This is a genomic window from Nautilia lithotrophica (assembly GCF_054656815.1).
This window is the reverse complement of the sequence record NZ_BAAHXN010000001.1, coordinates 40,314-63,782: the sequence shown is the minus strand read 5'-3', so window position 1 is coordinate 63,782 and position 23,469 is coordinate 40,314. Positions and strand designations below refer to the sequence as shown.

The window sequence follows — 23,469 nt, the reverse complement described above, 5'->3', positions numbered from 1 at the left end:
GCGATAATGCACTCTTTTTTATGATTATAATCGGCTCACTTGCACATTTAACAATGATGAGTCTTTATTTTATCGTTGGCGAGGTTACAAACTGGACGTTTGAAGGTGAAGCCGTAGGGGGTGCCGTCCTTGGATACGGATTTTTTTTCGTGATTCCGGCTATGATAATTGCAATAATTATTGATGTCGGTTTAATTATACAGATACTAATTAAAAAAATAAAAAAAGAACATTTAGCAGTATTGATATTTTATTATATTTTCACATTAATCGCTTTTTTACCACTGATATGGCCTCAGTTTGAAACATATGAAATAGAGTTTTTAAAATTCATTATGAAAAACTGATCTCACCACCCACTTTATAAATTCTTTTTCTTTCCCTGCTTGTAGGAATTTTGAGCTGGTCTCGGTATTTTGAGATGGTTCTTCTAACCAAGTTAAGATTATATTTTTGATTAATAATTTCTGTGAGTTTATCATCGCTTAGAGGTTTGTTTTTGTCTTCGTTTTTAATCAGTGTTTTGATTTCTTCTTTTATCTGGTTGGATGATGTATCCTCATCAAGAGCGATTGAGAAGAAGTTCTTAAGAGGAATTATACCCCTATCGCAAAGCAGGTATTTGTTTGAAATTGCACGGCTTATCGTAGAAGGCGCATATTCAAGCTCGTCTGCGAGGTCTTTTATTTTCATAGGTTTAATTACGCCGCCCTGGAAAAACTCATACTGCAATTCCACTATCATTAGCGCAATTTTTTTAAGAGTCGCTTTTCTCATTTCAAGTGCATCAACGATGTTTCTTGCCTCTTTGAATTTCTCTTTTGAAAAGCTGTTTTTGTTTTCCGGATCTTTTACGTTTACTTCAGGGTAGTGTTCGTCGTTTATTCTTATTTCAAGTTCGCCGTCAATATTTAAAACTATAATTTCAGGTATTATTTCTTCATCTTTTATATATTCGACAGCCGGAACGATATTCAGCTGTTTTATTATTTTCATAGCCTCTTTATATTTCGGTTCATTTACGAATTTGTCTATATTTTCAAGATACGTAATCATCTCACTTGCAAGTTTATACACATCTTCGGGCATATCAATGTTTTGCAGTTGGAATATCATACATTCTTTCAGATCTTTTGCCCCTACACCTGCCGGATTTAGATACATAAACCTCTCTCTTACCCTTTTTACCTTTTCTTCTTCTACCCCGAGTCTTTTTGCAATTTCTTTTTCATCACCTTCAAAAAAACCTTCGTTATTTATATCTTCGATAATTTCAAGCGCAATATCCTTAGAACGCTTGGTCGGAAAAAGATTCGAATCCTCAATCTGTTTTAAAAGAGATTCATAAAGAGTCTCTTCACTCAGTGTTAGAGCTTCTATTTCATCCGCATTTGCGTTTTTAAGGTTACTGACCGTTACAAACCTTTTGTTTCTTACTTCAATATAAGGATTTTCTTTACTGATTTCTTTAATCTCTTCAAAAAGCTCGTCAACTCCGGCTTTTAAAATAGGCAAAAACCCTAAAAGCTTCGTTGAAAGTTTGTTTGTAACTTTTGTTTTGAGTTTCATAGCTTAAAATCTTCTCCGAGATATGATTTTTTAACTTCAGGGTGGTTTACAATATGCTCGGCATCACCTTCTGTTAGTATCATACCTTCTTTTAGCACATACGCCCTGTGACAGATTGAAAGAGTTTCCCTTACGTTGTGATCGGTAATAATCACACCGATATTTTCTTTCGCAAGAAGTTCTACTAAATGTTTAATATCATTTACATTCACAGGATCTACACCCGCAAACGGCTCATCCAAAAACAAAAACTTAGGACTCGGAACAAGCGCCCTTGCAATCTCAACCCTTCTTCTCTCCCCACCGCTTAAATTGATACCTTTTCTTTTACGAATAGGCTCGATGTTGAATTTTTCAAGCAAATCTTCAACTATTTCGTTTTGCTTTTTTTTGTCGTAATACTGCTCGGCTACAATGTATAGGTTGTCTTCTACGCTTAAATCCCTGAATACCGAACTCTCCTGCGGAAGATACCCTATTCCAAGTCTTGCTTTTTTGTGAAGCGGTAGTTTTGTGATATCTTTTCCATCCAGCGTTACACTACCTTCATCAGGCTGCAACAGCCCGCATATAAGATAAAAAGAAGTCGTTTTCCCTGCCCCGTTAGGCCCTAAAAGTCCCACAACTTCCCCTCTTTTTACATTAATAGATATTCCTTTGATAATCAGTGTTTTTTTAAAGGCTTTTTTTAAATTTTCTGCAGCTAATATTGACATTCATATATCCTTTTTTCACCATCCAAAATAATATTTATTTTCAAATATTCTATTCCGTATGTTTTTAAAATCTCTTCCAGACCTTCACCCCATTCGATAAAATGAAACCCATCCTTTTCAAGCTCTTCAAGCATTCCGAGTGCCAAAAATTCATCAACGCCTTTATTGTATAAATCGTAATGAAATATTTTATCCGCATAAATGTTTTGTATAGCAAAAGTCGGAGAAGTTACCTCATCACTCATTCCGAGGCTTTTTACAAACTCCTTTACAAGCGTCGTTTTCCCGCTTCCAAGTGTCCCGCTTAAAATAATTATATTTTTATCGCTCTTTTTTATACATTCCGCAACTTTTTTCAACTCGTCAATACTTAAAACTTCAAACTTTTCACTTTTCATTTTTCACTTTTCATTTAAAGAATTGCTGACTTGCACAATTTTCTCAAGATGTTTTATCGCTTTTCCACTGTCTATAACCTCGGACGCCATTTTTATCCCTTCTTCAATAGAATTAACCTTTCCGTCAACAAAAAGTGCAGCACCGGCATTCAATAAAACAGCGTTTCTTTTATCGTCTTTTATTTCACCGCTTAGTATTCCTCTTGTAATTTCAGCGTTTTCTTTTGCATCACCGCCTATTAGATTTTCTTTTTTACCTTTAAGCCCAAACGTTTCAGGCCTTATTTCCAAATCTTTAAGATTCACTCCGTTAAAATATACGGCTTTCGTAGGCGCTTCAACGCTTATTTCATCCATCCCATCAAGCGAACTTACCACCATTGCGCTTTTTACATCCATAAGTGCAAGCGCACTTGCTATTTTTTCAACAAAATCGGGAGAAAACACACCAAGCAGATATTTTCTAGCCCCGGCCGGGTTTGTAAGAGGTCCTAAAATATTGAATATCGTCCTATGGCTAAGTGATTTTCTAATCGGCATAATATATTTCATAGCCGGATGATGATTGATCGCAAATATAAAAGTAAAACCGGTTTCCTCAAGCATTTTCACCTGGTTTTCAGGACTCAAATTCAGATTGATTCCGAGTGCTTCAAGCATATCCGCACTTCCGGATTTGCTTGTAATGCTTCTGTTTCCGTGTTTTGCCACATAGCTTCCTGCTGCTGCTAAAAGCAAAGCGGTTGTTGAAGAAATGTTAAAACTATGACTTTTATCACCGCCCGTTCCGACTATGTCTATAAGCTTATCTCTTAATTCTTCACTTACAGGAAGTTTAATGCTGTGCTCTCTCATTACATCAGCAGCGGCCGCAATTTCAGCAGCTTCTTCGCCTTTTTCATATAAACTTACAAGCAGTTCTTTTGCTTCAACTTCGCTCATTTCGTTATTAAAAAGTTTTTCAAATTTTTCTTTTGCTTCAGCATATGTCATATATATCTCCTTAACTTACAAATTTTCCACTTCTGATTCTATCTGCTTCCATTATTTCAATTTCTCTTGCCCCACTTACCACTATTCCTTCATCCGGAACATAATCAAGCTCTTCGTTTCTGTCCGGATAATCTACCGCGTTTAAAATTACCTTCATTGCATTAAGTCTTGCTAAATGTTTATTATCACTTCTGATAACCGTCCATGGTGCAAAATGCGTATGGGTGGCTTTTAGCATTTTATATTTCATTTCGGTAAATTCGTCCCATTTATCTTGTGCTTGTAGGTCTATTTCGCTTAGTTTCCACTGCCTCAAAGGGTCTCTTCTTCTTTTTTCGAATCTTTTTGCCTGTTCTTCTTTTGAAATTGAAAGATAAATTTTTACAAGAATTGACCCTTCCATTACAAGTGATTTTTCAAACATAGGAACTTCTTGCATAAACGTCTCATACTGCTCAGGTGTGCAAAAACCAAAAACCGGCTCAACCATTGCGCGGTTATACCAGCTTCTGTCAAAAAGAACAACCTCACCTCCGTGAGGAAGTTGTTCTACGTATCTTTGGAAATACCATTGAGTTTTTTGGACGTCGCTTGGTTTTCCGAGTGCCACGACCCTGTAGTGTTTTTCGTTCATATACCTGACAATTCTTCTGATTGTCCCGCCCTTACCGGCGGCATCACGACCTTCAAATAAAACTATCATTCTTTTTTGATTGTCTTCAAGATATTTTTGCATTTTTATAAGCTCGGCCTGATAAGGTTTGAGCTCTTGTTCCTGAAGATATTTTCTTACTGCCTTTTTATTAATTCTTTTTAATTCAATGTATTCATTAATCAAATCGTTTAAAGGCATTTTTTTATTGCCTACCAAAACATACTCGGGATTTTGCAATTCGTTTATATTAATCTCTTTCATTTGAAACTCCGCACTCTTTTTGTTATTATATCAAAATAATGAACGCTAAAAAACGGAGATTTGATGATTATATCGTTATACAACATAAAAGGCGGGGTTGGTAAAACATCGACATCCGTTAATTTAGTCAGCGTTGCTTCAAAAAAAGGAAAAACCCTTCTTTGGGACTTGGATGTTCAGGGTGCAAGTAGCTATTTTTTTAACAAAAAACCGAAAAAAAGATATATTTTTCAAAAACCTATAGAAAAAATCATCAAATCAACCCAATACGAAAATATTGACATAATCCCTGCGGATACGAAACTTGAAAAATACAAAAATGAAATGAAAAACCTTCTTGATGTTTTAAAAGAAAGATACGATTTTATAATTATGGACGCACCGGCTTCACTTAACCCCCTTACAAGGGATTTGCTAAAGCATTCCGATATTATTCTTGTCCCTGTCCTTCCGAATATTCTTTCTTTAAGAACATACAATCAAATATTAAAAACAAAACTTGCCAAAAACATCAAACTTTTCGTAAACGGATTTGAAAACAAACCCGCCCACAAAAAAATAATTCAAACAATTTTGCAACTACCTAAATCCCAGTATTTAAAAACATACATACCAAAAAGCGATTTAATAGAATCCATGCCGTTTGAAAAAATGAGTGTAGTTGAAAGATTTCCGCAAAGCCGTGAGGCTAAAATTTATGAGAAAATGTTTAACGAACTTGTCTAATATAATATTTTATCTTCCTTTTCAAACCATTCTTTAAATACCCTCAGGCATTCATCCCTGTATTTTTGAATAAACTCTACATTGTCTTTTGTTTTACCCTGGATTATGTCGTATATTAAAGAATCGTCAAATCCTATTTTTGCAGCGTCATCTCTTGTAGCCCCGTAAATCACTTTATCTATTCTCGCCCAGTGAATCGCACCAAAACACATCGGACACGGCTCTGCGGTAACATAAAGAGTGCAACCTTTTAAAGAAAAATCGTTTAAATTTTTAGCGGCATCCCTTATCGCCTGAATTTCCGCATGGGCGGTCGGGTCTTTTAATCCCACAACCTGATTATGCCCTCTTCCGATTATTTTTCCGTCTTTAACGACTACCGCCCCAAAAGGTCCTCCATCACCTTTTTGGACACCTTTTTTTGCTTCCTTGATCGCTTCAAGCATAAACTCTTTCATCAGAATTTCCTATCAACAACTTTATTGGCAATAATTTCAAGAGCGGGAATATTATATTCTTTGATAGCGTTTTTCGCTTTTTCTACAAGCTCTTTGGCTTCGTTATAACATATCTCAATAATTCCAAACTCATCCATTTTGTTTCTTATCCACTCTTTTTCGTTTTTTTCAAGTTTTTTTCTGTAAAGTTTCATTAATTTTTCTTTATCTTTTTCATTTAATTTTTCAAACAGATAGATGTATGGAAGTGTGGTTTTGCCTTCATAGTAATCATGCATTGAAGGTTTACCGAGTGTTTCTTCATCTTGAGTTATATCTAAAAGATCGTCTATTATCTGAAATGCAATACCGATATTTTTCCCGTATAATGCAAATTTCTCTTTATCAAGCCCTGCACTGATTGCGGCGGCACTGCATGCAGCTTCTATTAAAGAAGCAGTTTTTTTATAGATCATTTCCATATATTTTTCTTTATCAAGATTGATTGAATTTGAAAGTTTTACGTCTTCAAGCTCTCCTTGAGAGAGCAGATATACGGCATTTGATACAATTTTTGCAATCTCTTTTCCAAAATCAATTAGTTCGTAAAATGCCCTTGAATAGACAATATCCCCAAGCATTACCGCAGTATGATCGCCATATTTAGCATTTATCGAAGCTGCACCTCTTCTTGTATCAGCTTCATCTATTACGTCATCGTGAAGCAAACTTGCAAGATGAATAGATTCTACCACTGCGGCAAGTTTTTGGGCGGTTGGGTCAATTATTGTTATTAGTTTACCTCTTATTCCTTTGCCTTTTTGAATATCCTTGTATTCTTCAAATTCGCTAAACATCTTATCCATTATTTCAAAATAGTTCATTTTACACCTTTATAATCTACTTTTACCCCAGCCCCGTTTTTCAAATAAATATCAAATGTTGCTATTTTACCATTATAATCCTTAAACTCAATATAAAAATAAGGAAATTTTTCAGGTATTTTGGCAATGGGTATTTTAAACGTATTTAACGGAGGATCTTTATAAAGGGTTATCTGCCGCGGAAAATCATCATATCTGTAAAGTAGGGTTAAAATATCGTTTGTATATAACGTCCATCTTAGTTTTAAAGGATAAACTCTGTTTAAATAATAAACGTCAAAACTTATGGTTTCGTCTTTTTTTAATTCTATGGTATGTGGAAAATTCCAAAACTCGGCAAACAGAATAAAAGGAAAAAAAAGAATAAAAAACTTATTCATTTTTCGTTAAAATATTCGACATCGTATGAATATAAAAATCCGTCTCAACAGCTTCAAGATCGCCTGAACGTGTAAAAACGATTTCGTTTATTTTCTGATCGACTTCATCTCCAAGACACTCTTCCGCAATTATTTCAAGAGCGGCAAGTCTTTTAAACACATCTTCAAGTTCTTCAATTACCAAGTTTCTGTTAGCGTGATACATAATTTCAAAAAATTTATCTTTTGGTGTTTTATTTTCATCAAACCAATCCATGGTTTCTCCTTTTTTGCCGCAATTTATCATAAAATAATTTTTTTTGCAAGTTATATGAGAGCTTTTAATTTCTCTTCAATTTCACTTATTTCGTTTTCACTAAGATGTGACTTTATATTTTGCATAAAAAGCCCTTTTTCTTTTTTCAGATAAGCTCTGAAAATCTCTTCAAAATCGTCAAACTTTATAAAAGCGTCCATTGAGTTTTCGTTGGCTTTATTTATCATAAAATCAAGCATTCTAAAAAGAATATCCCTCACAAGCAGGTTTTCCTTAACCAGATATTCCGTTTTGGGATTGCTCCCTACGGAATGAATCTGCAGGTTAAAATGGTATTCAAGTTCATTCTTCATCTCTTTTGCAAGATCCTTAAGCTCTTCAAAAAATGCATTTTGCCCGGGTATAAAATTTTCCCTTAAAAAATCCATTTTTTTATATATCTCTTTTAGTTCTTTTTGATGGTTAATTATAGCTTCTAACATATACCCTCCATATTATTAAACTTAACAAGATACCCAAAACCGATACAAGCACGGCATAATTAAACCCAAACGTTTTCCAGATGATACCGATAACCACACTTCCCGCTCCTCCCAAAACCGCCACTAAAAAATAAAAAATCCCGTAAATTGTAGCGGTATTATACGCTTTTTTCGAAATAAGTATCCTGAAAAAATTAAAAAATCCGACCAAAAAAAGTCCTTCAAATATAAAAGCCGGAATTAAAAATGAAAAACTAAGCATCATTACAGCCGAAATATGAAACACAGCCAAAAGATAATAGAATTTTTCACCTAATCTTTCTATCATTACTCCGAAAGGATAACTAAAAAGCGTCTGCGTTAAATTTAGCAGAATTACAAAAAGCGGAATGAAAAGATAGTCTATGTTTTCCTTTGCCCTTACAATAAAAAAGCTTTCACTAATTACAAATATAAGCAGAATATTTAAAACAACCAGCTCTTTTATAAAACTCAAATCCTTTTTTATATCGAATTTATACTCTTTTTTGTTTTTTATATCTTTTATAAAAAAACTGAGAATTATTGCGGCAATTCCCGGAAAAATTGTCAGCAAAAATATGTTTTTGAAAGTTTCTTCATTTGCCGAATAAAAATAAAACATCAAAAAAACAATCAACGCCCCGCTCATCTCACCCGCAACATCAAGCATTTTATGAAATCCGAAGATCTTACCCTTTTCTTTTCCGTATGCGCTTAAAAGGGTATCTTTAGGGGCGCTACGCATTGCTTTTGCAAATCTGTCAAGACTTCTGAATATCGCTATATGCTGCCAAGACGAGGCAAAATAAAAAAGAGGCTTGGACACGGCCGATATTATATATCCGCTGACCGCCAAAGGTTTTCTTATCCCGTATTTATCGCTTATTACACCGAAAATCACCCTGAAAAAATAAGATACGAACGTCGCAATGCCTATTACAAACCCTAATTTATCCACTCCGTTTTTTAAAACATAAACCAAAAAAAGAGGAAAAGTAGTGGTTATCATGGCACTTGCCATATCCGTAAAAAAACTGACAAGTCCTAAAATTAAAACTTCTTTTTTCATATTCTCCCCGGCCCTAAAGGGCTTAATGATTAATGTAAAAAGTGCCTTTTACCCGTAAAATACATAGCGATTCCGGCTTCGTCAGCCGCTTGAATCACTTCATCATCCCTAATAGAACCACCCGGCTGGATAATGGCTTTCACCCCTACCTCAGCCGCATAATCAACGCTGTCTCTAAACGGGAAGAACGCTTCACTCGCAAGTGAGCTTCCGGTAATATCAAGTCCAAGTGATTTTGCTTTCTCAACAGCACATCTTGTTGCATCAACCCTGCTGGTCATCCCCATTCCGATTGCCACCATTTGGGAATTTTTTACGAACACAACGCAGTTTGATTTAGTAAGTGCCGCAATTTTCCACGCCATTTCAAGATCTTTTTTATCTTCAGCGCATACTTTAGTAACGCACTTAGCCTCGGCAACCTCATCATCTGTTACCACATCCGCATCCTGGAATACAAATCCGCCTTCAATATGTTTGAAATCCCAAACATCTCCCGGAATTTCAAGTTTAGGTTTTCTTAAATCGAAAAGTTTGATTCTTTTTTTCTTTTCAAATACTTTTACCGCTTCATCCGTAATAGTCCCTGCAATCAAAACTTCTACGAAAATTTTGTTAATCTCTTCCGCAAGTTCTTTCGTAACAACCCCGTTAACCGCTACAACTCCTCCATATGCGCTTATCGGGTCACATTCAAGAGCTTTTTGCCAGGTTATTACAAGGTCATCTTTTTTTGCAGCCCCGCAAGGATTCGCGTGTTTAATGATACTTATGGCACCCTCACCGAGACTCGCTGCAATTTTAACGGCTCCATTAATGTCTGTAAGGTTATTGAAGCTTGGTTCACCTTTTATAATGTTAAGACCTTTATAAAAATCTTCAAATTCATAAAGCGCACCTCTTTGATGAGGGTTTTCTCCGTATCTTGTATTGAACACCCTCTCTCCTACGATAAATCTTTTGTTTCCGAATCCGCCATTGAATCTTTCGTTCATATAGTTCGCAATCATACTATCGTATGCGGCCGTATGCTCATATGCTTTTATCATCAAATCTCTTCTAAACTCATATGTATCTTTCTTTTCTCTTATAGCTTCAACAACCATATCATAGTCATTAGGGTCTGTTACTATTAAAACGTCTTTAAAGTTTTTAGCGGCACTTCTTACCATTGTAGGTCCACCGATATCAATGTTTTCGATTATTTCTTCAAAATCATCAGTTCTTTCAATAGTTTCTTTAAAAGGATACAAGTTTACAGCAACCAAATCTATTCTTGTAATTCCGAGTTTCTCAGCCTCTTCGTCATCAATACCGCTTCTGTATAAAATCCCGCCGTGAACGTAAGGATTAAGCGTTTTTACCCTTCCGCCGAAACACTCCGGAAATTTAGTTATTTCACTGATATCTATTGCGTTTATTCCGTTTTCCTGTAAAATTCTCTTAGTTCCGCCAGTTGAGATTATCTCAAATCCCAAACCTGTAAGCTTTTTTGCAAAATCAACTATACCCGTTTTGTCAGATACGCTTAATAACGCTCTTGCCATTTTTTTCCTTTTTTATTGAAATTTTACTATAATTTATAAAAGGATAAAAATGCAAATTATTTTTAAGAATTTAGGACTTATTGAATATGAAAAATTTTTAGAAATACAAAAAGAACTTACACATTTAAAACAAAACATCGTTCTTTTTGCCACACACTTTCCGGTATATAGCGTAGGAGAAACCGAAGCTGAAAAATTTCCTTTTGCCGTGCCTGTTAAAAGGGGCGGAAGCGTCACATACTTTGATGAGGGAACTTTAATGGTGTATTTTATTTTTAACGTAAAAAGTCCCCCCAACTTTTTTAAAAAGATAAGACGCGTTCTTGATATATTTTTTAAAGAGTTTGCCCTTGCTATTCATTATGACAAAACAAAACCCGGTTATTACATTCAAAACAGAAAAATCGCTTCAATGGGGTTTAGCTATATCAACGGACGTTCTAATCACGGCATATCAATACATATAAACCCCGATCTTGAAAATTTCAATAAAATAAATCCGTGTAACTTAAGCGGTATTAAAGCAACTTCATTGTATAATGAAGGTGTAACAATTTCTCTTGATCAGTCTAAAAACATATTAAAAGAAATAATAAAAGAGGTATTTGATGAAACCCAAAGTTAAAGCCCCCTCATTTGAATACATTAAACAAACACTGAATATAATTAACGACCTCTCGGTAAATACCGTGTGCTATTCTTCAAAATGCCCCAATATTTCAGAGTGTTTTAAAAGAAAAACAGCAACGTTTATGATAATGGGAAATGTCTGCACGAGAAACTGCAGATTTTGCAACGTAACTTCAGGCAAACCCGAAAAACTCGACATTCATGAACCGATAAAAGTAGCAAAGGCGGTAAAACAACTTAATTTGAAATATGCGGTTATAACTTCGGTTGACAGGGATGATTTGGATGATTTTGGAAGTTCTCATTTTGCACAAGTAGTTAAGATGATAAATAAAATAAACCCAAGCACAAAAATTGAAGCCCTCACACCTGACTTTCAGGGAAGTGTAGATTCATTAAACGACATTATTTTCTCACCGGTATATAAACTCGCACATAATATTGAAACCGTTCAAAGACTACATAAAAAACTGAAACCTAAAAGTTCATACACCTTAAGCCTTAAAGTTTTGGAATATTATTCGAAATTCAAACTTACAAAATCTTCCATAATTGTAGGGTTCGGAGAAAACATTAAAGAAATCGAAAGCACAATGAAAGATTTAATAAACGCAGGCGTATCACAGCTTACAATAGGACAATACCTAAGCCCGAGCCCGAAACATTATCCGGTAATCAAATATTATACAAACGATGAATTTAATGAACTTAAAAATATGGCGTTAAACCTCGGATTTAAAGCCGTCGCAAGCGGTGAGCTTGTCAGAAGCAGTTACTACGCCGACAAACTTTAAAGGAAGAAAATGAATATAGCAATTCTTACAAGCGGAGGCGACAGCAGCGGAATGAACCCTGCTATTAAAAAATTTGTGGAATATTCTTTCAGTAAAAATTATACGCCTTATTTTATTTATGAAGGACTTGAAGGACTGATTGATGGAAAAATAAAAAAAGCCGAATACAAAGACGTATCAGGTATAATTTTTAGAGGCGGGACGATTATCAGATCCAGCAGAAGCAAAAGATGGTTTGATAAAAATTACAGAAAACAGGGATATGAAAACCTAAAAAAACACAATATCGACGCATTGATTATATTAGGCGGGGATGGAAGTTTTAGAGCGCTTGACGTATTTTACAAAGAATTTCAAATGCCTTTTATGGGAATTCCCGCAACAATCGACAACGACATTCCTTTAAACGACTACACAATCGGCGTTGACACCGCATTAAACGTAATCCGTCACGCCATTGATGAAATAAGAGACACCGCAAGTTCTTTTGCGAGGGCTTTTGTAATTGAAGTAATGGGAAGAGAATGCGGATACTTAGCTCTTACAAGTGCCGTGGCAAACGGGGCTGAAATGTGTCTTATTCCGGAAGTTGAATATAATCTGCAAAATCTTAAAAAAAGATACTTAAATGAAATTAAAAACGGCAGGAATTATTTTATCGCAATTGTGGCGGAAGGTTTGAAAATAACCGATAAAATAAAAAACTGGTTTGAAAGCGAAATTGGATTTGAATCAAGAAGCACGGTGTTAGGACATATTCAAAGAGGCGGAAGCCCGAGCGTAAAAGAGAGACTTATGGCTTCTGAATTTATAGTAAAAGCGCTTGATAATATTCAAACGACACCGAATAAAATAGTTACAAGTTACAAAGACAGCTTTATTTTAAGAGACCTTGACGAAATTATAAATTCAAAATACGAACTCGACAAAGAAATGCTTAAAATAGCGGCACCTCTTATGGGAAGGGTATGAAATGAAAGAAGCGCAAATTTATGAAATTCTGGCAAAATACGAAATAAGCCACCCGAAATACAAACTTTTCAGATTAGACGAAAAGATTGTTTTTGACACGTTTCCGTGTGTTATAAAAATCCATTCAAACAAAATTTCTCATAAATCGGACGTAGGCGGTGTGATTACCGGAATAACAAACAACAGAAGTTTAAACGCGGCAAAAAAGAAAATTTTGGCTTCGCTTAAAAAACATAATATTGCATTAGACGAAAAAGACGAATTTATCGTGGAAGAGGAATTAAACGGACTTGAACTTTTTATAGGCGGAATTTATGACGAAATTTTCGAAAAAGTTCTGCTGTTCGGAAAAGGCGGAACATTAATAGAAATAGAAAAAGACATCTGTTACATTGACACAAATGCATCGGAAAACGAAATCAAAACTTCAATTCACACAACAAAAATATCCAAAATCTTCCCTGAATTCAGAGGTAAGCAATATGACATAAACCTTGTGGTAAACACAATACGAAAATTTCAAAAAATGTTTGAAAATGAAGATATTTTGGAATTTGACATAAATCCCATGCTTTATACCGATAATGGCCTTGTTGCTGTGGATGCGAGAATCAAAAAAGGACAAAAGCAAAAAAAAGAATTTCAACCTAAGAGCGAATCTGTTTTTATTAACAAAAAAGTGGCAATAATCGGTGCAACTGATAAAAAAGAAAAAGTAGGATACGCAATTGCCAAAAACGCACTTAAATCAAAAGCAAAAATCTATTTCGTAAACCCAAGGCTTAAAAAACTTTTCGGCAAAAAAGTATATAACGATTTAAAAAAACTTCCAAAAATCGACACAGCGGTAATTGCAATCCCTCCTTCATACGTAATTGAAACAATCAAAACCCTGGCCCAAAAAGGATGTAAAAATTTCATTGTAATAAGTGCCGGATTCAAAGAAACCGGAAACATCGAAGCCGAAAAAGAGTTAAAAGACCTCGCCCGTGAATTTAATTTAAACATTATAGGTCCGAACTGCCTTGGTATTTATAATGATGAAATGAAATTAAACCTGACATTTGCAAAAAGTAAAATTTATTCGGGCAACATCGGACTGATATCACAATCGGGCGCCGTGTTAACAGCCCTGCTTGATAAAGCCTCGCATGAAAAAATAGGATTTTCCCATATTATTTCCATGGGAAACATGGCTGATTTTAACTTTGCACACGCAATAAACGAACTGAATAAGCAACAAAATTGCAAAGTAATATCTATTTATGCAGAAGGATTACAATACGGAAAAGAGTTTTTAAAAGCAATCAGAAACTCACAAAAGCCCGTGCTTCTATTTAAATCGGGAAAAAGCGCACAAGCCAAAAAAGCCGCATTTTCGCATACCGGTAATATAGCAGGTAATTATGAAATGATAATAAACCTAAGCAAAAACGCGGGTGCATTTATCAAAAACTCGGCAGAAAGCCTTATATTTTCACCTAAATATTTAAATGTTAAAGAAGTGTTGATCGTAACAAACGCGGGAGGACCCGGTGCGATACTTACCGACCTTGTAAGCAGATATAAAAAGCTGGTATCACTTGATAATACTATTATTAATGCATTAAACAGCGTCCTTCCAAATACCTGGTCTCATAATAATCCGATAGACATTATTGGTGACGCCACGGCAAAGAGATATGACGAAACATTAAAAATTCTCCGTCAAGTTTCCGAATTAATTTATGTAATAGTAACACCCCAGTTTATGACCGATTCCGAAGAGATAGCCAAAATTTTAATTAAATATGACAATGTAATTCCTATATTTTTAGGAAAACGTTCATTTATAAGTGCATGTAAAATATTAAACAAATCAAGAAAATTATACTTTAACTCACTTGAAGAAGCTGCGAAAATTCTCTAAATTTTAATTTTTTAAGCTTCTTTTAAAGCTAAGAGAGTTATAATATTTAATAAATATATAAAAAGGAGTCTCTCATGATGAAAGAAAAACTGCAGGAAATTCAGGAGTTAATCAAAAATTTACAACAAAATGCTCCGGAAGAGACTAAAAATTTTTTTGAATTTTTAAAAAGCGTTGAAAAAGACGGCGCTGTAAGCGCAAAAAACAAAGAACTTATCAATATTGCCCTCGCCGTAGCCGCCCAGTGCGAATGGTGCATTGCTTTTCATACTCAAAACGCCCTTAAGCTCGGTGCTTCCAAAGAAGAAATCGTAGAAGCGGCAATGCAGGCGGTTTTAATGCATGGAGGTCCTGCACTTATGTATCTTACACCGCTTTTCAAAGCCATAGAAGAGTTCGGCAATGAATAGTGCAAGAGTTAAAAAGTTTTATTATTTAATGAAACTCGGACGTGAATTTGAACTTGCGGCAAAACGCGAATATATGAATGGGAATATTGCAGGTTTTTTACATCTTGATATCGGACAGGAAGCCGTTAGTGTCGGAAGCATGCAGGCTTTTGACAAAGGGGACGTGTTTACACATTACAGAGAACATGTCCTGGCAATCGCCAGAGGAATGGATCCAAAACTTATAATGGCCGAACTTTTCGGTAAAAAAACCGGTGTTAGCCGCGGAAAAGGCGGCTCTATGCACCTGTTTGATCCAAATCTTGACTTTTACGGAGGTGATGCGATAGTTGCCGGGCATCTTCCGATAGCCACTGGATGTGCATATGCAAGAAAAATACAGGGTGAAAACGCCGGCGTTTTTGCAATATTTGGAGACGGGGCAAGTAATGCGGGGGCTTTTTTTGAAAGTATAAACATCGCAAGCGCCTGGAAACTTCCGATTATTTTTTTCGTAGAAAACAACTATTACGCAATAGGAACACACATTTCATGGGTCAGCCCTTTTACGGAACTTTACAATAAAGCAAAAAATTACATGCCCACTCGAAGAATCAACGGAATGGATGTGTGTGAAGTATATGACGCCGTAAGCGAGGCAAAAGAGTATATCGAAAACGGACTTGGTCCTTATTTTATAGAAGCTGAAACTTACCGGTATGAAGGTCACAGCATGAGTGACGCAGGTAAATACAGAAGCGAAGAGGAACTGCAGATTTTTAAAAGCAGAGATCCTATAGAAAACCTTAAAAAAGAGGCTTTGCAAAAAGGGCTTGTTGAAGAAAAATATTTTCAGGAAACAGATGCAAAAGTAGAACAAATAATTAACGAAGCCGTAGAATTTGCAAAAAATTCACCCGACCCGGAAATTGAAGAGCTTTTTGAGGATGTATTTTGCAAGGAGTGTGAAAATGTTATACCGTAGTGCGTTAAACAAAGCCATTGATGAAGCAATGGCGGCTGATAGTAGTGTAGTAATTTTGGGTGAAGATGTAGGAAGATATGGAGGGAGTTACAGGGTCAGTGAAGGACTTTTTGCAAAATATGGAGATAAAAGAGTAATTGATACACCGATTGCTGAACTCAGCATAGTAGGAAATGCAATAGGTATGGCAATTGCAGGCCTTAGACCCATAGCGGAAATAATGACCGTAAACTTTTCACTCCTTGCAATGGATCAGATAGTAAACCACGCTGCTAAATTCAGATATATGAGCGGCGGAAAAATGACATTGCCTCTCACCATAAGAATGCCTGGAGGTGTTTCAAGACAGCTTGCCGCACAACACAGCGAAAACTATGAAACGCTCTATTCGTCAATTCCCGGACTTATAGTTTTAAGCGCAAGTAATGCCGCATATGCATACCATGGGCTAAAATGGGCAATATTCAGCAACGACCCGGTAATATTTTTAGAACATGAACTTCTCTATCCTATGGATATGGAGTTTAAAGAAATTAATAACTTTGATCCTTTTAAAGCTGAAATCGTAAAAGAAGGTAAAGATCTGAGTATTATAACCTATCTCAAAATGAGATACGATGTAATTGAAGCTGAAAAAGAACTCGCAAAAGCCGGAATAGATGCGGAAATAATAGATTTAAACTCTCTAAGACCCCTTGATATAGACACAATAGCCGATTCAATCAAAAAAACAAAAAAAGCCGTGATAGTCGAAGAAGATCACAAAACAGGCGGGATGGGTGCCGAAATAGCCGCACAGATAATGGAAAAATGTTTTTACGATCTCGATGCACCTGTTTTAAGAATAGCCGGTGCCGATGTGCCTATCCCATACAACAGAAAACTCGAACTCGCATCAATCCCGACACCTGAAAAAATAGTTCGAGAAATTCTAAAGTGGAAGGCTCAAAATGGAATATAAGGTAACGATGCCGATTCTAAGCGATACCATGGATAAAGGTAAAATTACAAAGTGGTATGTAAAAGTCGGGGATTACGTAAAAAAAGGTGATAAACTCTGTGAAGTGGAAAGCGACAAAGCGGTTATGGATATTGAAAGCTTTGAAGAAGGTGTTGTAAAAGAAATACTTGCCAAAGTTGGGGAAGAAGTTCCGGTAAAAAGCGTAATAGCGATAATTGAGAATGGAGAATTGAGAATTGAGAATGAAAAAAGTGAAAAATTAAAAGTAGAAAATGAAGAAAAAAAAGAGCCTGAAAATGAAAAACCAAAGCCGAAACAACCCGAAGAAAAAAACGAAATCAATTTAGACGATATAATAAATTCGATTATTTCAGAACCGAAAAAAGAAATCAAAGGAACGGCCTCACCGGTAGCTAAAAAAGAAGCTGCAAATTTAGGGATCGACATTGAAAAATTACAACAAAACGGAACTTTGCCTAAACCTGCACATTTAAAAGACATTAAAGAGCTGAAATTAAAAAGATATTTTACGCCAAAAGCATTGAAAATGTTAAACGATTACCAAATATCACCGGATGAATTCAAACTGAACCATAAAATCACTCAAGAAGAAGTGTTAAATTATATAAAGCAAAACAATATTCCTAAAAAAACTCCCCTAACCCCAAATCAGACTGCCGTTATTAAAAACCTTCAAAATTCGTTGACTAAACCTACTTTTTTTATTTTTGAAGAAATAGAAACAACAAAAAAATATGGTATTAAAATTACGGCCCAAATAATAAAGGCTTTGGCAAACGCTATGCAAAAACATCCCCTAACCCGCACAATATTGCAAAACGACACACTGCTGACTTTCCCCGCTTCCAATATTTCCGTGGCGGTAAGCAGAAATGACGGGCTTTATATGTGTGTAATTAAAAACGTAGAAGATAAAGATTTAAACGAAATCAATGAATGGCTAAAAAAGATCAAAACCAAAAAACTAACCCTTGAAGATATAAGCGGATCGACTTTTGGGATAAGTAATCTCGGAATGTTCGGTATTGAAAGTTTTACGGCTCTAATAAATGACAAAGATGCCGGTATTGCCGCATTTGGAAAACTAAACGAAGGGAAAATAAAAGTAAATTTTACGTTTGATCACAGAATTTTAAACGGAGTTGACGCAGCACTTTTTGTAAACAGTTTTAAAGAGGAGATGAAAAATGTATGATGTTGTATTAATAGGCGGCGGGTTAAACTACGCCGCCGCAATAGTGTTAAGTAAAGCGGGAAAAAATGTTGCCCTTATCGAAAAAAACCTTAAACATTTAGGTGGAACGTGCCTTCACAACGGATGCATTCCCTCAAAAAACCTGCTTCACAGGGCAAAAACTGAACTTGAAAGCAAAGAGGATGTTTTTAATAAAACTGCACATATAAACCTTCAAAAACTGCAGGAAAAAATTAAAACCCGCATAGAAAAAAGCACCAAAGCCGTTACTTCGCAATGCAAAGCGGCAGGAGTTGACCTGATTGAAGGTGAAGCTTTCGTAACCGATGAAGGTGTTGAGGTAAACGGAGAAATTTTAAAAAGCGAATATATAATAATAGGAACCGGATCTTATCCGAGAATACCTGAAGGTATAGAATACGACGGAAAAAAAATTATCACTTCCGATGAAGCATTGAATTTAAATCATATCCCAAAAGAGATATCAATTTATGGAACCGGTGCCATAGGGCTTGAAATGGCAAGTTTATTTGCTTCTCTTGGCAGTAAAGTTAATCTGATTTTTCGTCATGAACATATTTCGAAAAAATTCCCGCAAATAATTATGGAAAAACTGGAAAACCAGTTAAAAGCTCTCGGGATTAATCTTATATCCGATTTTCCTATTCAAAAAGCTTTTGTAAAAAATAATGAGGTAATTATTCAAAGCGGTGATAAAACCATATCCACTGAATATCTTTTGGTAGCCGTAGGAAGGGTGCCGAATACAGATGTGGTTAAAACGGATAAAATCAGGATTTCAAAAGGAATTGAAACTGATGAATATTTCCAAACATCAATGCCCGGCGTTTACGCAATCGGGGATTGTAACGGAAAACTTCTTTTAGCACATGCGGCAAGAGCCCAGGCTCTAAACGTTGCCGATCAGATACTTGGAAAAAAAGAAAAATTAAATCTTAACAACATTCCGAAATTTATTTATACGTTACCTCTTTCATATGCAAGCGTAGGGATTCAAAGTGAAAAAGAGGCTGTTTTCCCTCTTTCTTATCTTGGAATTTCAGGTAGTATGTTTGGTGACGAAAACGGAATAGTCATTCTTTATACGGATGAGGAAAATTTCATAACCGGTGCGGATATTCTGGCACCAAATGCAGAAGAACTGATAGGAATAATTACAACGGCCGTTGAAGCCGAATTGGATATTAAAACTTTTAAAAAAGTCACATTCCCACATCCTACATATAGTGAAGCAATTGACAGAGTGTTAAGGAGATTAAGATGAAAACAGATGATTACAAAAATATATCCATTGAAAAAGTTGCAAGTGAATTTAACGTAAATATAAACATTGGATTAAACAGCGAAGAGGCACAAAAACGACTTAAAAAATACGGATATAATGAACTTCCGGAATATAAAGAGCCTCTGTGGCACAGAATATTCAGAAGATTTTGGGGTCCAATTCCCTGGATGATTGAAGTGGCTGCAATATTAAGTGCTGCCGTTCACAGATGGGAAGATTTTACAATTATAATGATCATGCTTTTTACAAACGCTTTTTTGGATTTTTATCAGGAACACAAAGCACTTAACGCAATTGAAGTATTAAAAAGTAAACTTGCAAGAAAAGCCACCGTTTTAAGAGACGGAGAGTGGAAAGAAATACCTGCAAAAGAGCTGGTGCCAGGGGATATTATAAAAATCAAAATTGGTGACATTATACCGGCTGATGTTAAACTTATAAAAGGAAGCGATTTTTTATCGGTTGACCAGTCGGCACTTACAGGTGAAAGCCTGCCTGTTGATAAAAAACCAGGAGATATTGCATATTCCAACACCATTATAAAACAGGGCGAAATGATAGCTCTTGTAATAGGAACGGGACTTAATACATATTTCGGAAAAACAGTCGGTCTTGTTGCAAAAGCACAGGCCAATCAAAGAAGCCATTTCCAAAAAATGGTAATCAATGTCGGAAACTTCTTAATAATCATCACCGTTATTCTGGTAGCGCTTATCGTATTTGTAGGAATCCAAAGAGGCGAAGATTTATGGGAACTTTTAGCTTTTGCACTTGTATTAACGGTTGCAGCAATTCCGGTAGCACTACCAACCGTGCTAACAGTGGTAATGGCAGTAGGTGCTATGAACCTGGCTAAAAAACAGGCTATTGTCAGCCGTCTTGCCGCAATCGAAGAAATGGCCGGAATGGATATATTATGTTCCGATAAAACAGGGACACTTACACAAAACAAAATGACGGTCGGCGAAATATTTACGTTTGATGATCACACAACCGAAGAAGTTATCAGATATGCCATATATGCCAGTAAAAAAGAAAACAACGATCCTATAGAAAAACCTATTTTTGAATGGGCCCAAAATTACAACATAAAATTACCAAAATTCACCCTTGAAAAATTTATTCCTTTTGATCCTGTCAGAAAAAGAACCGAAAGTGTAATTATTTTAAACGGCAAAAAAATAATAGCCACAAAAGGTGCACCACAGGTAATAATAGAACTTTGCGATCTAAATGAAGAAGAAAAGAAAAAAGCATATAAAAAAGTAGAAGAATTTGCAAACGACGGATTTAGAACTTTAGGTGTTGCATATAAACAGGAAAACGAACCTAAATTTCACTTTTTAGGATTAATTCCATTATATGACCCTCCAAGAGTCGATTCAAAAGACGCAATAGCTGAAGCAAAAGCAAAAGGCGTTGAAGTTAAAATGGTAACGGGCGACAATGTGGCCGTTGCAAAATATATAGCCAAAATATTGGGAATTGGTGAAAAAATTTACTCTATAAAAGAGCTTAAAAACGAAACACACGACGAATATGTAAAATTGGCTGAAATTATTTCAAAAGCCCTGCTAAAAACACTTGACATTAATGAAGAAGAGATACAAAAAAAAGTGAATGAAATCGTATCACTCGTAAAAAAAGAAGTAAGCACTTCCCTTACAAAAGGCACCGTTAAAAGGCATGAAAGCGAAATTATTAAAATAATAGAAGAAGCAAACGGGTTTGCGGAAGTTTTCCCGGAAGACAAATATTTTATAGTTGACGAACTGCAAAAAGCCGATCATATTGTTGGAATGACGGGTGATGGCGTTAATGACGCACCGGCACTTAAAAAAGCTGATACTGGAATAGCGGTAAGCGGTGCTACGGATGCGGCAAGAGCGGCTGCGGATATTGTTCTTTTGACTCCGGGACTTAAAGTCATAATTGACGCAATTAAAGAAGCAAGAATCACATTTGAGAGAATGAAAAGCTATACTATTTTTAGAATTGCTGAAACCATAAGAATAGTAATATTTATGACACTTTCAATTATTGTTTTTAATTTTTATCCTTTAACATCTATTATGATTATTGTATTGGCGTTGTTAAACGATATACCTATTCTCGCTATTGCATACGATAATACTAAACTAAGGAAAAAACCTGTTAGATGGGATATGCATGAAATGCTTGTCCTGTCATCCTGGCTTGGGGTTGCAGGTGTTATAAGCAGTTTTACCATTTTTTACATTGTAATGATATACCTTCAATCACATCCTGAAAGCGCTGTAATACTTCCAGATATCCCTAAATGGGTGCACTTTGAAGACAAAAGTTCGTTTTTGGCGTTTGTTCAGTCGTTGTTTTTTGCAAAAATGGTAATCGCAGGACACGGGACTATTTATAATACAAGAATTGACGACTGGTTTTTCAAAAAACCATATCCTTCTTTAATTCTATTTTCAGCTACATTTTCAACAAGAATAATAGGAACAATAATTGCGGTTTATGGATTTGGAATAATGACGCCAATAGGCTGGGAATGGGCAATATTTATGTGGATATATGCACTGAGTTGGTTTGTAGTAAATGATTTTGTTAAAATCATAGTATTGAGATATTACAGAAAAGTTAAAGGAATAGAAGTAATATGAATCCAGATTTGATACATCTGATTATTACGACGGCGTTTAGTTTTTTGATAGGACTTGAACTAAAAACATATAAAGAAGAAAAAAACAAAGAAAACAGCCTGATAGGCTCTGTCAGGACATATACCTTTTTAGGAATTTTGGGATTTGTTTTTTATAAAATAAACCTTTTTGTCTATCTTCTTGGGCTGTTGAGTTTTACAATTCTTTTTTCCCTTTTTTATTATCAAAAACTAAAACAGAACAAATCAAGCATAATAGTATTTCTACTTGCGGAAATTGTATATTCCTTAGGTCCTATCAGCATAGAATACAGCATTTGGATGCCTTCGCTTATTTTTGTTCTGGTTGTATTTATTTTAAATTCCAAAACACATCTTCAAAGTGTTACAAAAAATATTGAAACAAGAGAGTTTGAAACACTCGGTAAATTTATTCTTTTAAGTGCCGTAATACTTCCTCTTTTACCAAAAAACAACCTACATTTTATTGATATTTCACCTTTTAAAATATGGCTGGCGGTAGTAATAATTTCCGGTATTTCATATTTCAGCTATATACTTCAGAAATATTTTTTCAAAAACAAAGGCTATCTTATTACTGGAATTTTAGGGGGATTATACTCTTCAACGGCTACCACCGTAGTGCTATCTAAAAAAGCAAAAGAGATAAATTCTTCCATTTTAAACAGCGCAATTATTATAGCTACTGCTATGATGTATATAAGAATACTTGCAATAGCATTTATTTTCAATACCGATATTGCAAAATCAATGAGTGTTTTTTATTTAGGATTTGCAGCCGTTATAATAATTTTTGCTTTTGTTTTTTATAAAGAAGATGCGGCATCCGATTACGTAAGCGACCAAAACCCACTTGAATTGCAAACGGCTTTTTTGTTTGCATTTTTATTTGTAGCAATGATGATAATTACAAAATATATTACTTTACATTACGGAAACACAGGACTTCAGGTTTTATCATTTATTATAGGTTTTACAGACATTGACCCGTATATACTTTCACTTCTTACAGGAAAATACCTTATTTCAAAATCCCTGCTTTTAAAAGCAATTTTTATAGCTACAGGAAGTAATAATATTTTAAAAGCAATTTATGCCATTTATTTTGGAAGAAAAAACACTTCTTTATCATCAATTATACTTATACTTTTTGGAATATCAACAATTTTTGCAGGAATTTACTTTTTTTAAGAATCTTTTAAGTAAAAACCCTCTATAATACTCTTAATAAGTTTATGAAAAAGGACTCCC

25 protein-coding genes are annotated in these 23,469 nt (G+C 35.1%); 13 read left to right on the top strand and 12 right to left on the bottom strand.

Annotated elements, in window-relative coordinates; translation table 11 throughout:
• Positions 1-20 precede the first annotated feature (20 nt).
• Complete coding sequence (locus ACYQ19_RS00315) at positions 21-347, top strand: hypothetical protein (protein ID WP_459977225.1); 327 nt, start codon at positions 21-23, stop codon at positions 345-347.
• On the opposite strand, the gene ACYQ19_RS00310 is transcribed toward ACYQ19_RS00315, so the two are convergent.
• From ACYQ19_RS00310 to ppk2, 5 genes are read right to left on the bottom strand one after another with little or no spacing between them, the layout of a single operon-like run.
• Entirely contained in the window at positions 334-1,569 is a 1,236-nt protein-coding gene (locus ACYQ19_RS00310) for an RNA polymerase factor sigma-54 (protein ID WP_459977223.1), read from the bottom strand. The genes ACYQ19_RS00315 and ACYQ19_RS00310 overlap by 14 nt on opposite strands.
• On the bottom strand, positions 1,566-2,285 hold the full coding sequence (lptB, locus tag ACYQ19_RS00305) for an LPS export ABC transporter ATP-binding protein (RefSeq protein WP_459977221.1): 720 nt from the start codon (positions 2,283-2,285) through the stop codon (positions 1,566-1,568). The genes ACYQ19_RS00310 and lptB overlap by 4 nt, the downstream gene beginning before the upstream one ends.
• Positions 2,273-2,683 carry a tRNA (adenosine(37)-N6)-threonylcarbamoyltransferase complex ATPase subunit type 1 TsaE gene (gene tsaE / locus ACYQ19_RS00300; protein ID WP_459977219.1) on the bottom strand — a complete coding sequence of 137 codons (411 nt, stop codon included), beginning with the start codon at positions 2,681-2,683 and terminating at the stop codon, positions 2,273-2,275. Before tsaE ends, lptB begins: the two co-directional genes overlap by 13 nt.
• A gap of 3 nt (positions 2,684-2,686) precedes the next feature.
• Complete coding sequence (gene trpD / locus ACYQ19_RS00295; protein WP_459977217.1) at positions 2,687-3,676, bottom strand: anthranilate phosphoribosyltransferase; 990 nt, start codon at positions 3,674-3,676, stop codon at positions 2,687-2,689.
• A gap of 10 nt (positions 3,677-3,686) precedes the next feature.
• Positions 3,687-4,592 carry a polyphosphate kinase 2 gene (gene ppk2 / locus ACYQ19_RS00290; protein ID WP_459977215.1) on the bottom strand — a complete coding sequence of 302 codons (906 nt, stop codon included), beginning with the start codon at positions 4,590-4,592 and terminating at the stop codon, positions 3,687-3,689.
• Between the two features lie 63 nt (positions 4,593-4,655).
• Here ppk2 and ACYQ19_RS00285 point away from each other — a divergent pair, with 63 nt between their 5' ends.
• Positions 4,656-5,318 (top strand): ParA family protein, encoded by a 663-nt coding sequence (locus tag ACYQ19_RS00285; protein ID WP_459977213.1) that lies wholly within the window; start codon positions 4,656-4,658, stop codon positions 5,316-5,318.
• On the opposite strand, the gene ACYQ19_RS00280 is transcribed toward ACYQ19_RS00285, so the two are convergent.
• From ACYQ19_RS00280 to purH, 7 genes are read right to left on the bottom strand one after another with little or no spacing between them, the layout of a single operon-like run.
• A complete protein-coding gene (locus ACYQ19_RS00280; RefSeq protein WP_459977211.1) occupies positions 5,315-5,776 on the bottom strand; it encodes a nucleoside deaminase in 462 nt (153 codons plus the stop codon). The two genes, ACYQ19_RS00285 and ACYQ19_RS00280, sit on opposite strands and share 4 nt — an antisense overlap.
• Complete coding sequence (locus ACYQ19_RS00275) at positions 5,776-6,639, bottom strand: polyprenyl synthetase family protein (RefSeq protein WP_459977210.1); 864 nt, start codon at positions 6,637-6,639, stop codon at positions 5,776-5,778. The genes ACYQ19_RS00280 and ACYQ19_RS00275 overlap by 1 nt, the downstream gene beginning before the upstream one ends.
• Positions 6,636-7,019 carry a hypothetical protein gene (locus ACYQ19_RS00270; protein WP_459977208.1) on the bottom strand — a complete coding sequence of 128 codons (384 nt, stop codon included), beginning with the start codon at positions 7,017-7,019 and terminating at the stop codon, positions 6,636-6,638. Before ACYQ19_RS00270 ends, ACYQ19_RS00275 begins: the two co-directional genes overlap by 4 nt.
• Positions 7,012-7,275: a DUF2018 family protein gene (locus ACYQ19_RS00265; protein ID WP_459977206.1), complete on the bottom strand. Its 264-nt coding sequence runs from the start codon at positions 7,273-7,275 to the stop codon at positions 7,012-7,014. The genes ACYQ19_RS00270 and ACYQ19_RS00265 overlap by 8 nt, the downstream gene beginning before the upstream one ends.
• A 50-nt stretch (positions 7,276-7,325) precedes the next feature.
• Complete coding sequence (locus ACYQ19_RS00260; protein WP_459977204.1) at positions 7,326-7,757, bottom strand: phosphoribosylaminoimidazolecarboxamide formyltransferase; 432 nt, start codon at positions 7,755-7,757, stop codon at positions 7,326-7,328.
• The gene (locus ACYQ19_RS00255) at positions 7,738-8,847 is read right to left on the bottom strand and encodes an MFS transporter (protein ID WP_459977202.1); all 1,110 of its coding nucleotides are present in this window, start codon (positions 8,845-8,847) and stop codon (positions 7,738-7,740) included. The genes ACYQ19_RS00260 and ACYQ19_RS00255 overlap by 20 nt, the downstream gene beginning before the upstream one ends.
• 29 nt (positions 8,848-8,876) lie before the next feature.
• Positions 8,877-10,394 (bottom strand): bifunctional phosphoribosylaminoimidazolecarboxamide formyltransferase/IMP cyclohydrolase, encoded by a 1,518-nt coding sequence (gene purH / locus ACYQ19_RS00250; RefSeq protein ID WP_459977200.1) that lies wholly within the window; start codon positions 10,392-10,394, stop codon positions 8,877-8,879.
• 49 nt (positions 10,395-10,443) lie between these two features.
• Here purH and ACYQ19_RS00245 point away from each other — a divergent pair, with 49 nt between their 5' ends.
• The 11 genes from ACYQ19_RS00245 to ACYQ19_RS00195 all read left to right on the top strand — a co-directional run bounded on the left by ACYQ19_RS00245 (position 10,444) and on the right by ACYQ19_RS00195 (position 23,409).
• Positions 10,444-11,019: a lipoyl protein ligase domain-containing protein gene (locus ACYQ19_RS00245; protein WP_459977198.1), complete on the top strand. Its 576-nt coding sequence runs from the start codon at positions 10,444-10,446 to the stop codon at positions 11,017-11,019.
• On the top strand, positions 11,003-11,818 hold the full coding sequence (locus tag ACYQ19_RS00240) for a lipoyl synthase (protein WP_459977196.1): 816 nt from the start codon (positions 11,003-11,005) through the stop codon (positions 11,816-11,818). Before ACYQ19_RS00245 ends, ACYQ19_RS00240 begins: the two co-directional genes overlap by 17 nt.
• A gap of 9 nt (positions 11,819-11,827) precedes the next feature.
• Positions 11,828-12,790, top strand: coding sequence for a 6-phosphofructokinase (locus tag ACYQ19_RS00235; protein WP_459977194.1), 963 nt, complete (start codon positions 11,828-11,830; stop codon positions 12,788-12,790).
• Position 12,791: 1 nt separating this feature from the next.
• Complete coding sequence (locus ACYQ19_RS00230) at positions 12,792-14,699, top strand: acetate--CoA ligase family protein (RefSeq protein ID WP_459977192.1); 1,908 nt, start codon at positions 12,792-12,794, stop codon at positions 14,697-14,699.
• 77 nt (positions 14,700-14,776) lie between these two features.
• Positions 14,777-15,109, top strand: coding sequence for a carboxymuconolactone decarboxylase family protein (locus ACYQ19_RS00225; RefSeq protein WP_459978224.1), 333 nt, complete (start codon positions 14,777-14,779; stop codon positions 15,107-15,109).
• Complete coding sequence (locus ACYQ19_RS00220; protein ID WP_459977190.1) at positions 15,102-16,073, top strand: thiamine pyrophosphate-dependent dehydrogenase E1 component subunit alpha; 972 nt, start codon at positions 15,102-15,104, stop codon at positions 16,071-16,073. Before ACYQ19_RS00225 ends, ACYQ19_RS00220 begins: the two co-directional genes overlap by 8 nt.
• Complete coding sequence (locus ACYQ19_RS00215; protein ID WP_459977188.1) at positions 16,060-17,034, top strand: alpha-ketoacid dehydrogenase subunit beta; 975 nt, start codon at positions 16,060-16,062, stop codon at positions 17,032-17,034. Before ACYQ19_RS00220 ends, ACYQ19_RS00215 begins: the two co-directional genes overlap by 14 nt.
• Complete coding sequence (locus ACYQ19_RS00210; protein ID WP_459977186.1) at positions 17,024-18,250, top strand: 2-oxo acid dehydrogenase subunit E2; 1,227 nt, start codon at positions 17,024-17,026, stop codon at positions 18,248-18,250. The genes ACYQ19_RS00215 and ACYQ19_RS00210 overlap by 11 nt, the downstream gene beginning before the upstream one ends.
• Entirely contained in the window at positions 18,243-19,535 is a 1,293-nt protein-coding gene (locus tag ACYQ19_RS00205) for a dihydrolipoyl dehydrogenase family protein (protein ID WP_459977184.1), read from the top strand. The genes ACYQ19_RS00210 and ACYQ19_RS00205 overlap by 8 nt, the downstream gene beginning before the upstream one ends.
• Positions 19,532-22,198, top strand: a complete 2,667-nt coding sequence (locus tag ACYQ19_RS00200) for a plasma-membrane proton-efflux P-type ATPase (protein WP_459977182.1) — start codon at positions 19,532-19,534, stop codon at positions 22,196-22,198. Before ACYQ19_RS00205 ends, ACYQ19_RS00200 begins: the two co-directional genes overlap by 4 nt.
• The gene (locus ACYQ19_RS00195) at positions 22,195-23,409 is read left to right on the top strand and encodes an MgtC/SapB family protein (RefSeq protein ID WP_459977180.1); all 1,215 of its coding nucleotides are present in this window, start codon (positions 22,195-22,197) and stop codon (positions 23,407-23,409) included. The genes ACYQ19_RS00200 and ACYQ19_RS00195 overlap by 4 nt, the downstream gene beginning before the upstream one ends.
• The last annotated feature ends 60 nt before the right edge of the window (positions 23,410-23,469 follow it).

Coding starts and splice junctions, on each gene's coding strand:
- ACYQ19_RS00315 (WP_459977225.1), top strand. CDS start 21: ATGATTATAATCGGCTCACTTGCACATTTAACAATGATGAGTCTTTAT.
- ACYQ19_RS00310 (WP_459977223.1), bottom strand. CDS start 1,569: ATGAAACTCAAAACAAAAGTTACAAACAAACTTTCAACGAAGCTTTTA.
- lptB (WP_459977221.1), bottom strand. CDS start 2,285: ATGTCAATATTAGCTGCAGAAAATTTAAAAAAAGCCTTTAAAAAAACA.
- tsaE (WP_459977219.1), bottom strand. CDS start 2,683: ATGAAAAGTGAAAAGTTTGAAGTTTTAAGTATTGACGAGTTGAAAAAA.
- trpD (WP_459977217.1), bottom strand. CDS start 3,676: ATGACATATGCTGAAGCAAAAGAAAAATTTGAAAAACTTTTTAATAAC.
- ppk2 (WP_459977215.1), bottom strand. CDS start 4,592: ATGAAAGAGATTAATATAAACGAATTGCAAAATCCCGAGTATGTTTTG.
- ACYQ19_RS00285 (WP_459977213.1), top strand. CDS start 4,656: ATGATTATATCGTTATACAACATAAAAGGCGGGGTTGGTAAAACATCG.
- ACYQ19_RS00280 (WP_459977211.1), bottom strand. CDS start 5,776: ATGAAAGAGTTTATGCTTGAAGCGATCAAGGAAGCAAAAAAAGGTGTC.
- ACYQ19_RS00275 (WP_459977210.1), bottom strand. CDS start 6,639: ATGAACTATTTTGAAATAATGGATAAGATGTTTAGCGAATTTGAAGAA.
- ACYQ19_RS00270 (WP_459977208.1), bottom strand. CDS start 7,019: ATGAATAAGTTTTTTATTCTTTTTTTTCCTTTTATTCTGTTTGCCGAG.
- ACYQ19_RS00265 (WP_459977206.1), bottom strand. CDS start 7,275: ATGGATTGGTTTGATGAAAATAAAACACCAAAAGATAAATTTTTTGAA.
- ACYQ19_RS00260 (WP_459977204.1), bottom strand. CDS start 7,757: ATGTTAGAAGCTATAATTAACCATCAAAAAGAACTAAAAGAGATATAT.
- ACYQ19_RS00255 (WP_459977202.1), bottom strand. CDS start 8,847: ATGAAAAAAGAAGTTTTAATTTTAGGACTTGTCAGTTTTTTTACGGAT.
- purH (WP_459977200.1), bottom strand. CDS start 10,394: ATGGCAAGAGCGTTATTAAGCGTATCTGACAAAACGGGTATAGTTGAT.
- ACYQ19_RS00245 (WP_459977198.1), top strand. CDS start 10,444: ATGCAAATTATTTTTAAGAATTTAGGACTTATTGAATATGAAAAATTT.
- ACYQ19_RS00240 (WP_459977196.1), top strand. CDS start 11,003: ATGAAACCCAAAGTTAAAGCCCCCTCATTTGAATACATTAAACAAACA.
- ACYQ19_RS00235 (WP_459977194.1), top strand. CDS start 11,828: ATGAATATAGCAATTCTTACAAGCGGAGGCGACAGCAGCGGAATGAAC.
- ACYQ19_RS00230 (WP_459977192.1), top strand. CDS start 12,792: ATGAAAGAAGCGCAAATTTATGAAATTCTGGCAAAATACGAAATAAGC.
- ACYQ19_RS00225 (WP_459978224.1), top strand. CDS start 14,777: ATGAAAGAAAAACTGCAGGAAATTCAGGAGTTAATCAAAAATTTACAA.
- ACYQ19_RS00220 (WP_459977190.1), top strand. CDS start 15,102: ATGAATAGTGCAAGAGTTAAAAAGTTTTATTATTTAATGAAACTCGGA.
- ACYQ19_RS00215 (WP_459977188.1), top strand. CDS start 16,060: ATGTTATACCGTAGTGCGTTAAACAAAGCCATTGATGAAGCAATGGCG.
- ACYQ19_RS00210 (WP_459977186.1), top strand. CDS start 17,024: ATGGAATATAAGGTAACGATGCCGATTCTAAGCGATACCATGGATAAA.
- ACYQ19_RS00205 (WP_459977184.1), top strand. CDS start 18,243: ATGTATGATGTTGTATTAATAGGCGGCGGGTTAAACTACGCCGCCGCA.
- ACYQ19_RS00200 (WP_459977182.1), top strand. CDS start 19,532: ATGAAAACAGATGATTACAAAAATATATCCATTGAAAAAGTTGCAAGT.
- ACYQ19_RS00195 (WP_459977180.1), top strand. CDS start 22,195: ATGAATCCAGATTTGATACATCTGATTATTACGACGGCGTTTAGTTTT.